Origin of the sequence: Streptomyces beihaiensis (assembly GCF_026274175.1) — a bacterium.
In the GTDB taxonomy this organism is placed as follows: domain Bacteria; phylum Actinomycetota; class Actinomycetes; order Streptomycetales; family Streptomycetaceae; genus Streptomyces; species Streptomyces beihaiensis.
Genome location: NZ_JAPHNL010000111.1, coordinates 1 through 9,735 on the forward strand (window position 1 = coordinate 1; position 9,735 = coordinate 9,735).

Below are 9,735 nucleotides of genomic sequence, written 5' to 3' on the forward strand. Positions count from 1 at the left end.
TTCACGGCCAGCCAGGCGGGGTCGCGGACGATGTCGAACTCCGGGTGGACGGCGTGCCACCGCACGGCGACACCGGCCAGGCCGCTCGCCCCGGCGCCGTCCGAGACGGACGTACGCGCCCGCGAGCCGGTCGGCGCCGCGCGTTCGGGCGGCCGGTCGCCGTCGGCGCTGCTCGCGCCCGGCCCGCACACCACGCGCGCGGAGCGCAGCCCGGTCACTCCCGCGGGCAGCCGACGCCCGCCGGGCGAGCGGGTGCCGCGCACCACGCCCTCGGCCCGCACGGTGTCCTAGGCGCCGCGCGCCACGGACGGCGGGGATCGGTACGCACAACCACCCCCGCACGGCGAAGGCCCGGAACCTGATGTCAGGTTCCGGGCCTTCGCACGACTCTGCGCGCCCGCGGTCCGCGGACCTCGCCTCCTTACGGTTCGGTCCTCGGCTCAGCCCTTCCAGCAGCGCCGCACGGTGCCGTTGTCGACCTCGAAGTTGAGCCGCCCGGCGAGGTATTCCATGGTGACGATCGTCCCCGGCGCCAGCGCTCTGACGGTGGACCAGCCGCGCTCGCGGGCCTGCCGCTCGGCGCCATCGGCGTCGAGTCCGACATACGCCTCGGGATTGTCGTCCGGGTCCGCGGGAGGGGTCGGAATGGGTGCCATACGCCCACCGTAGCAGTCTGTACGGTCACGCTTTCGTCACAAGATCACGACGGCCGATTACTCCGGACTTGCTCACACGATCGAGGGGTTGTGTTGTTCTTACGCACTTCTTACTGATGGCGCCGCGCACCCATCCGGTGGAATTCCGCAACCCCGGGCAGAACGGCACACGGGGTCGCACACATTGCCGCAGCTGCCTCACCCAATTCGACCATCTTGACGAATTCGGCGGCCCCGAACGCCCGTTGGGGACCGTAAGGAAATTGCCAACTGGGGCAGAAAGCGTGGTACGCCCCCTGTCGTCGACCCCGCCCCCGCGCGCATCATGGCCTGCGTCCGATGCAGGCCCGAGGCGCGTGTTTCAGCGAGGGGGCAAGCGATGGGAACGACGGACGTCACGGCCGGACCGGAGGCGGCTCGGCCGGTACGCGTGCGGCAGCCGGGCCGGGTGATCGTGGACTGGCTGACCACCACCGACCACAAGAAGATCGGCCACCTCTATCTGATCACGTCGTTCGCGTTCTTCCTGGTCGGCGGGGTCATGGCACTGCTGATGCGCGCCGAACTGGCACGCCCCGGCTTGCAGTTCCTCAGCAACGAGCAGTACAACCAGCTCTTCACGATGCACGGCACGATCATGCTGCTGCTGTTCGCGACACCGTCGTTCGCCGGGTTCGCCAACGAGATCATGCCGCTGCAGATCGGCTCGCCCGATGTGGCGTTCCCGCGCCTGAACATGCTCTCGTACTGGCTGTTCCTCTTCGGCGGGCTGATCGTGCTCGGCTCGCTCGTCGTGCCCGGCGGGGCTGCGGACTTCGGATGGTTCGCGTACGCGCCGCTCAACAGCGCCGTCCGCTCCCCCGGTGTCGGCGCCGACATGTGGATCATGGGCCTCGCGCTCGCCGGGTTCGGCACGATCCTCGGCTCGGTGAACTTCCTGACGACCATCATCGGGATGCGGGCGCCCGGCATGACGATGTTCCGGATGCCGATCTTCACCTGGAACACGCTGTTCACGTCGATCCTGGTGCTGCTCGCCTTCCCGGTCCTCGCGGCGGCGCTGCTCGTCCTGGAGGCGGACCGGAGGTTCGGCTCGCAGGTCTTCGAACCGCAGAACGGGGGCGCGCTGCTGTGGCAGCACCTGTTCTGGTTCTTCGGCCATCCCGAGGTCTACATCATCGCGTTGCCGTTCTTCGGGATCATCAGCGAGATCCTCCCGGTCTTCAGCCGCAAGCCCATCTGGGGCTACACCATGCTGGTCGGCGCGACGATGTCGATCACCGGCCTGTCCCTGGTCGTGTGGGCGCACCACATGTTCGTGACGGGCGGGGTGCTGCTGCCGTTCTTCTCCTTCATGTCGCTGCTGATCGCGGTGCCCACGGGCGTGAAGTTCTTCAACTGGACCGGCACGATGCTCAAGGGCTCGCTCTCCTTCGAGACGCCGATGCTGTGGTCCATCGGCTTCCTCGTGACGTTCCTGTTCGGCGGCCTGACCGGCATCATCCTGGCCTCGCCGCCGATGGACTTCCACGTGTCGGACACGTACTTCGTCGTGGCGCACTTCCACTACGTGGTGTTCGGCACGGTCGTCTTCGCCACGTTCGCGGGCTTCTACTTCTGGTGGCCGAAGTTCACCGGGAAGATGCTCGACGAACGGCTCGGCAAGATCCACTTCTGGACGCTGTTCTTCGGCTTCCACACCACGTTCCTGGTGCAGCACTGGCTGGGCGCCGAGGGCATGCCGCGCCGCTACGCCGACTACCTGGCGGCGGACGGGTTCACCGCGCTCAACACCATCTCGTCCATCGGCGCGTTCCTGCTCGGCATGTCGACGCTGCCGTTCCTCTACAACGTCTGGAAGACGGCCAGGTACGGCACCAAGGTGGAGGTCGACGACCCCTGGGGGTTCGGCCGTTCCCTGGAGTGGACGACGTCCTGCCCGCCGGCGCGGCACAACTTCACGACACTGCCGCGCATCCGCTCGGAGTCGCCCGCCTTCGACCTGCACCACCCCGAGTACGCGACGTTCCCGGAACCCGATCGGCCGGCGCGCCGGCCGCAGGAGCCGGCCGCGCCGGACGAGTCCTAGACGGCGCGGAGGGAGACGGAGACCGAGAGGTCGTTGTCGAGGGTGTAGCAGGGCTGGGCGGCGAGTTCGCCGCCCGCCGCGCCCGGCACCCGCGTCACGGGGTAGGTGAAGATCGGCTTCTTGTCGGCGACGTCGTCCAGGAGGCGGGCGAGCCGCACCTCGGGCCCCTCGGGGCCGCCGGGGCGCAGCCACAGGTCCCACTCGCCCGCGCCGAGCTCGTCGTAGCCGATGCGGAGCGTGAAATCGTCGCCGCTGACGGTCAGTTCGGGCCGCAGCGCGGGTCCGCCGGCCGCCCGGCGGCGTATCTCCGCGTCGGCCTCGGCGGTGAAACCGGTGCCGTACAGACGGCCGTGAACGGTCAGTTCGCCGTCGGCGACGAGAAGGTCACCGGCCTCGGCGTGCGGTTCCCGCAGCCAGCTGCGCACCGTGAGGTTGCCGTGCTTGGTGGCGTACGGGATGCGGACGGCGACGTAGCCGCGCGCCCCGCTGGGCGCGCGGTCGACCAGCGAGCGCAGATCGTTGAGGCCGGGCGCCAGACGCACCGGCTCCTCGCCGGCCACCTGGACGTACGCGTCCCAGCGGCCCTCGGGCAGGGTGACGCTCATCGGCAGGGAGGCACGCAGCCGCTGGTGGCTGACCGGGGTGAGCGGCAGGCGGACCTCGTCGCCGCCGGTGCGGTGGACGAGCACGAGGTGGGCCGCTTCGGGCGCGCCGTGGTCGCAGACGTCGAAGGTGAGTCCTCCGGCGGAGTCGGCGGTGCAGTCGGCGCGCGGTGCTGCCATGCGGGCGGTCCCGTCCTCGGTGGTCTTCGTGGTGGTGGCGGGTGTCGTGCCGGGGGGCGTGCCGGTGTCGGCGGCCGTGGTCATGCGGTGCGTCCCTTCCCCAGGGATCCGAGAGCGGAACGGCCGGCGTCGCGCGCGGCGTGGACGCCGCCGAACAGCGAGCCGCGCGCCCGGCGCAGCAGGCCCGCGACGGCGCCGCGCGGCGTGAGCGCGGCGAACATGTCCTCGTAGCGCTCGGCGATCCGGGCCGGGTCGAAGCGGGCGGAGGCGGACAGGGCGCGCGCGGCCATCTCCTGGCGCCGGCCGTCGTCGTGGATGAGTTCCAGGAGGCCCGCGGCGATCGCGTCGACGTCGCCGACCCCGACGAGGCGGCCGTCCACCCCGTCGTCGATGATCTCGCCCGGGCCGTGCGGACAGTCAGTGGAGACGACGGGCAGACCGCACCGCATCGCCTCGACGATCGTCATGCCGAACGACTCGAACGTGGAGGTCACGGCGGCCAGCGATCCCTTGGCCCACTCCGGCTCGATGGGGTGGGCGGGGCCCATGAGAAAGACGTGGTTGTACAGGCCGCGCCGGTCGATGAGGCGGCGCAGCTTGTCCTTCTGCTTGCCGCCGCCGTAGATGCGCAGGCGCCAGTCGGGCCGTTCGGCGCGCACCGTGTCGAACGCCTTGACCAGCAGGTCGTACCGCTTGACGGGGGCGAGCCGGCCGGCCGCCACGACCCACTTGCCCGTGCCGTCGGCGGGGGCGACGCGCGGGGCGGGCACCGGGTTGGGCATGGCCTCGACGCGGACACCGGGCAGCCGCATCCTGTCGCGGTAGGCGCGGGCGTCGGCCTCGGTGGTGGTGGTCAGCGCGTCGAGCCGGGGGTAGACGGCGCGCAGCCGGCGGGTGAGTCCGGCGGAGTGCGTGCCGAGCGTGAGGTGCTCCTGGCCGACGCGGAGCGGGCCGCGCCGGGTCTGCGTGGCCAGGTGCACGTTGAGACCGGGGCGGGTGCCGACGACGACGTCCGCCTCGACGGCGGCGAGGTGCTCGGCGATGCGCCGGTCGGTGAGGGCGCTGTACTGCTCGTAGCGCCCCTCGTGGCTGGGGAAGGACGTGGCGGGCCGCTTGATGTCGGGGTGGTCGCCGTCGTAGCCGGGTGCGTCCTTGCGCAGGTCGACGAGGTGGCGCAGGCGCACGCGCGGGTCGGGCGTGAAGACCGGCTCGTCGCGGTGGCGGAAGACGGAGACGACCTCCACGTCGTGCTGCTCGGCCAGTTGGTCGGCGAGGTTGTACGTCGTCCTGATCGTGCCCCCGATCGCATACGCGTTGTGCATCAGGAAAGAGATATGCATACGTCCCCGTGTCCCGGCTCCCGTGCGGACCGCACCCCGTGGCAACAAGCGGTCGTTTCGCTCCGGGTGCTCCACCTGCCAGGGGGTTAGACGGGGATGCCCGGCCAAGGGTTGCCCTGCGTGCGGGTGGTTTTCCCGTCAGGGCCGGTAGGCGAGTTGTGGCACGTCGAAGCACGTGTGGTTCATGCCGCCGTGCTGGGTGACCCAGCCTTTGCCGTCGGTCCAGCGGGCGACCGAGAGACAGGCTCTGCGGGTCTTGGGCGGCTTGGCCAGGTGCTCGAAGACGACGGGCAGCAGCAGTCCGTCGGCCGTGTACGGCTCGCTGCGGTTCATGAACCGTTCCAGGCAGGCGTGGGTGACGTCCGGACCGGAGCGCAGGCAGGAGCGCGCGGCGTCGGTGAACCACATCGCCGCCGCCCACCCCTCCAGCTGCCACTGGGAGTGCACCTTGAGGTCCTTGGTGGCGTCGCGGAAGGCGCGGACGGCTCGGTGGCCGGTGTCCTCGTAGTTGCGGCTGGAACCCGTCGCCCAGAGGGAGGCGCGGCAGTGCGGGGCGTCCTTGTAGTCGGTGGCGACGGTCGAGCGCCAGTTCTGCACGTTGGTGACCTTCGCGGTGACGCGGACCTCGGCGTCGTCCATGGCTTTGCACAGGCGGGCGTTGCCGTGCGCGTCGATCGCGTCGAAGACGAGGTCCACGTGCTGGTGCTTGAGGTCGGCGGCCACGGCTCGGAAGTCGGGCAGCGCGAAGTCGACCTGTTCGGGCACCACCTTGTAGCCCTCGGCCTTCAGGCCGCGTGTGACCAGGCGGGCGTACGAGGCCGACGCCGCCTGGTTGTAGGAGACGACGGCCGCGGTGCGAGCGCCCGTCTCGCGCTTGAAGTAGCGGTAGACCTCGGTGCCGCCGTACAGCTTGCCGCCCCAGCCCGGGGTGCCGTGGCGCGGGGCGAGGCTGCCGTAGATCCCGTACAGGTGCGGATAGGTGTCGTAGGCGTCGCCGATCGGCTGGCCCCCGATGTCGGGCACGCCCGCCGCGGAGACCCGGGGGGCGCCCGCGTAGTCGAGGGAGGTCGTGGCGACGAGCGCGACGACCTTCTGCTCGTCGATCAGCCGGTGCACGCACGTGTTGTTGCCGAGGCCGCTGCCGCCGTCGTCGCACAGGTGCACCTCGACGCGGTGCCCGTCGATGCCGCCCCGCGCGTTGAGCCGCCTGAAGTACGCCTGGGCGCCGTCGCGCGTGTCGACGAAGGTGGAGCCGCCGACGGGGCTGGTGGCGCTGGTGATGATGCCGACCCGCAGCGGCGAGGCCGCCCCCGTGGGCGTACGACCGCCCGTGCCCTGCTCGAAGTCGCGCTCCGGGAGCCGCGAGCCGCAGGCCGCGACCGCGAGGAGTGCGAGCCCTGCGGCCCCCGCGACGGCTGCCTCAGCAGCCCGGGACCTGCGACGCATTCCCGCTCAGCTGCACCAGGGCGCACAGCGTCTTGTCCGAGACCTTCCAGGTGCCGTCCTGCTTCACGGAGGTGCCCTTGGCGTCCGGCAGGACCGTGGAGCCGTTCAGGGAGAGCGAGTACGTGACGTCGGCCGCGGTCGGCGACGTGAAGGTGACGGTGCCGACGGCCGCCGAGACCTGGCGGCCGCGCTGGTCTCCGTTGAAGCCCCGCAGGACCTGCGCCATGGCGGAGCCGTTCTGCAGGACGCTCTCCTTGTCCTTGAGGGACGTGGAGGGGTCGAAGAACTTCTTCCAGTTGGCCTTGATCTCCTTCGTCGCGGCCGCCTTGTCGGCGGGCGCGGTCCCGCTCGGCGACGGCGTCCGTGAGGGCGAGGGCAGGGGCGGCGCCGAGGGAGACTGCGACGGGCTCGGGCTGCCGCCGCCCGATCCGCTGCCGCCGCCGCACGCGGCGACGGCGGGTCCGAGGGCCAGCACGGCCGTCAGCGCGAGTACGGCGCCGCGCCCGCGGCCCGCTCCGGGCAAGCTCACGAGAACCATCTGGCTCACCACCGGGTGTCGTCCGGGCCTGTCCTGGGCCCGGTGCTTTCAGGGTCGGTCCGCGCAGGGCATAGTGCAAGCGATCGGCGGGCCACGGCCCGCCCCGACACCGGCAGACAGCGACGTCACCCGTGGGAGCCATCGATGCGGATCGCCCGGCCACGTTTCGCCCGGCCTCGGGTGGCTCCGCCCCGCCCCGCGCGGCCCGCCCTGTGGGTGGCGCTCGGCGCCCTGGCGGCCGGGGCGGTGCTGTGTGTGGCCGGCTGGTACGGGGTGTCGGGCGAGCGGTTCGTGGCCCGGCAGGTGCCCTACCTCGCCTCGTGCACGGCGCCCGGCGCGGCGCTGATCGTCGCGGGCACGGTGCTGCTCACGCACGGGCGCGACGGCCTGGGGGCGGCGCGTACGGCCGAGCTGTACGAGTTGTACGAACTGCTCGGCGCCGTCGGGGCGGACCGGCGGGGCGAGGCGGGCGCGGCGGGCGGTCCCGCGGCCCCGGTGCCGTCGAGCGACACCCTCCTGCGGGTGCCCGGCGGAAGCCTGTGGCACCGCGCCGACTGCCCGCTCGTCGAGGGCAAACCGCACGCCGTGCCGGTCGACGCGACCGCACTCGCGGCGGGCGGGCTGCGCCCGTGCCCGGTCTGCGAGCCGCCGGACGGGAGCGGGGACGCAGGCGGGGCCGGGACCGAGGCCGGAGACGGGGCCGAGGGCGACGCCGGGCCCACCGGTACCGGGGACTGAGGCCGTGGCCTCACTGACGTACGACCTCACGCTCGCCGGTCTCTTCGTGGGCTCGGCGGCGGCGCTCACCGGGATCGGCCTGATCGTCACCTACCGGGCGACGGGCGTGCTCAACTTCGCGCACGGCGCCATCGCGATGCTCTGCGCGTATCTGCTGCGCCAGTTCGTGGTCGTGTGGGGCGTGCCGCTGTGGGCGGGCGCCGCGCTGGTGCTGCTCGTCGCGGCTCCCGCGATCGGGCTCGCCCTGGAGCGCTGGGTGTTCCGGCCGCTCGCGACGTCGGGCGACGATCCGGCGCGCACGCTCGTCGCGTCGATCGGTGTGTTCGTGCTGCTCGTCGGGGCGGCGGCGCTGCTGTGGGGGACGGGTGCGCGGGAGGACGCGCCGACGCTGATCAGGGCCTATCCGTGGGGACAGCTCGCGGTGGTCGGGGCGCTCGCGGCGGCGGTGTGGGCGGTGACCCGGCTCACCCGGTTCGGCGAGGAGCTGCGGGCGGTCGTCGACGACCGGGCGCTGGCCCGGCTCGCGGGGATCGACGCGGACCGGGTCGCGGCGGTCGGGTGGGCGTTCGGCGCGTTCACGGCGGGCCTGACCGGGGTACTGCTCGCGCCGTCGGTGCGCCTCGACCCCTACGGTCTGCCGCTGCTGGTCATGGAGGTGCTGGCGGTCGCGGTGGCGGCGCGGATGCGGTTCCTGTCGGTGGCGGTCGTCGTGGCGCTCGGCATCGGGGTGGCGCAGAGCCAGCTGACCCGGCTTCACCCGGTCGGGTGGCGGGCGCCGCTGCTCCAGGCCGTCGGGGCGAACCTCTTCGTGGTGGCGCTGCTCGTCGCGGCGCTCGCCCTGCCGGGGATCGGCGGCGACGAAGGGCAGTCCGCGCACCCCCCTCGGGCCGTGACGCGGCGGGCGCTGTCCGCGTGGCCCGGCGTGTGGACGGTCGCGGCGGTGCTGTTCCTGCTGCCGCTGGGCCTGGCGGGCTCGGACCTGCAGACGGCGGTCCAGGTACCGGCTCTCGCCCTGGTCCTGCTCTCGCTCGTCCTGGTGACCGGCCGGGCGGGCCAGCCGGCGCTCGGGCAGGGCGCGTTCGCAGGGCTCGGCGGGCTGTTCGCGGCGCTCCTCGCGGCGGGGCGGTTCCCCGGTCTGCCGCGGCTGCCCGGTCTGGCGGCGCTGCTGGTCGCGGTGGTCCTGGTGGCGCCGCTCGGCCTGGTGACGGCGGTGCCCGCGATCCGGCGGCACGGGCTCTCTCTGGCGCTCGCCACGTTCGCCGTCGGGGTGGGGGTGAGCCGGTTCGTCTTCGCCCAGCCGTACGCGGTGTCGGGGCTCGCGCCGGCGCGGCCCGCGGGCTTCACCGACGACCGCGTCTACTACGTCCTCGAACTCGTCCTGCTCGCGGGGGCGTCGGGTGTGGTGGCGCTGATCCGGCGCGGCCGGGTCGGGCGGGCCCTCGCCGCGATGCGCGACCACGAGGCCGGGGCGACGGCGGCCGGGGTCGCGGTGCCCGCGCTGAAGGTGGGCGTGTTCGTGGTCGGGGCGGGGCTCGCCGCGCTCGGCGGGGGGCTGCTCACGTTCGGCGTACGGGCCTTCGACCCGGGCGCGTACGACCCCGTACGCGGCCTCCTGTGGTTCGCGGCGGTGGTCGTGCTCGGGGCGGACAGCCCGCTGGGCGCGATGGTCGCGGCGGCACTCCTTGTGGGGCTCGGCGCGGGAGCGGCGGGCGGGGTGGCGGCGGCCGTGGTGGGGGCGCTCGCGGTGCTTGCGGGACGGGGTGCGACGTGGGGGCGAGGCACGACGGGGGCGGGCGCGACCTGGGGGGCGGGCGCTGCGTGGGGGCGAGGTGCGACGTGGCAGCGAGACACGACACAAGGAGCGGGCCCGACGCGGGAGGCGGGCACGACCCGGGAGCGACGTACGACGCAGGCGCGAGACACGACACAAGGAGCGGGCCCGACGCGGGAGGCGGGCACGACCCGGGGGCGAGGTGCGACGCAAGGAGCGGGCCCGACGCGGGAGGCGCGCACGACCCGGGGGCGAGGCACGACGCAAGGAGCGGGCCCGACGCGGGAGGCGGGCACGACCTGGGCGAGGTCGTCGACGAAGGCCACCGCGTGCGGGTTGCCCATGTCCACGTGGCGCGCGGGCCAGGTGTGGTCG

The 9,735-nt window shown here is 73.1% G+C and carries 9 protein-coding genes; 3 read left to right on the top strand and 6 right to left on the bottom strand.

What is annotated here, in order from left to right:
- Both OFY01_RS12070 and OFY01_RS12075 read right to left on the bottom strand, forming a co-directional pair.
- A partial coding sequence (locus OFY01_RS12070; RefSeq protein WP_266599107.1) for a hypothetical protein occupies nt 1–281 on the bottom strand: 281 nt, incomplete at its 3' end.
- A 159-nt stretch (nt 282–440) separates the two neighbouring features.
- Entirely contained in the window at nt 441–656 is a 216-nt protein-coding gene (locus tag OFY01_RS12075; protein WP_266599096.1) for an I78 family peptidase inhibitor, read from the bottom strand.
- A 379-nt stretch (nt 657–1,035) separates the two neighbouring features.
- Between OFY01_RS12075 and ctaD the strand changes: the two genes are divergently transcribed.
- On the top strand, nt 1,036–2,745 hold the full coding sequence (gene ctaD / locus OFY01_RS12080; RefSeq protein ID WP_266599098.1) for an aa3-type cytochrome oxidase subunit I: 1,710 nt from the start codon (nt 1,036–1,038) through the stop codon (nt 2,743–2,745).
- Here ctaD and OFY01_RS12085 read toward each other — a convergent pair.
- The 4 genes from OFY01_RS12085 to OFY01_RS12100 all read right to left on the bottom strand — a co-directional run bounded on the left by OFY01_RS12085 (nt 2,742) and on the right by OFY01_RS12100 (nt 6,851).
- Nucleotides 2,742–3,527 (bottom strand): hypothetical protein, encoded by a 786-nt coding sequence (locus tag OFY01_RS12085; protein WP_266599106.1) that lies wholly within the window; start codon nt 3,525–3,527, stop codon nt 2,742–2,744. The genes ctaD and OFY01_RS12085 overlap by 4 nt on opposite strands.
- An 80-nt stretch (nt 3,528–3,607) precedes the next feature.
- Nucleotides 3,608–4,867 carry a glycosyltransferase family 4 protein gene (locus tag OFY01_RS12090; protein ID WP_266599100.1) on the bottom strand — a complete coding sequence of 420 codons (1,260 nt, stop codon included), beginning with the start codon at nt 4,865–4,867 and terminating at the stop codon, nt 3,608–3,610.
- A gap of 138 nt (nt 4,868–5,005) precedes the next feature.
- The gene (locus OFY01_RS12095) at nt 5,006–6,313 is read right to left on the bottom strand and encodes an ABC transporter substrate-binding protein (RefSeq protein WP_266599101.1); all 1,308 of its coding nucleotides are present in this window, start codon (nt 6,311–6,313) and stop codon (nt 5,006–5,008) included.
- A complete protein-coding gene (locus tag OFY01_RS12100; RefSeq protein WP_266599102.1) occupies nt 6,288–6,851 on the bottom strand; it encodes a hypothetical protein in 564 nt (187 codons plus the stop codon). The genes OFY01_RS12095 and OFY01_RS12100 overlap by 26 nt, the downstream gene beginning before the upstream one ends.
- A gap of 144 nt (nt 6,852–6,995) precedes the next feature.
- On the opposite strand from OFY01_RS12100, the gene OFY01_RS12105 reads away from it, so the two are divergent.
- Both OFY01_RS12105 and OFY01_RS12110 read left to right on the top strand, forming a co-directional pair.
- Nucleotides 6,996–7,589 (top strand): hypothetical protein, encoded by a 594-nt coding sequence (locus OFY01_RS12105; RefSeq protein WP_266599103.1) that lies wholly within the window; start codon nt 6,996–6,998, stop codon nt 7,587–7,589.
- Nucleotides 7,590–7,593: 4 nt separating this feature from the next.
- Nucleotides 7,594–9,735: ABC transporter permease subunit (locus tag OFY01_RS12110; RefSeq protein ID WP_266599104.1), on the top strand; the 2,142-nt coding region annotated here is incomplete at its 3' end.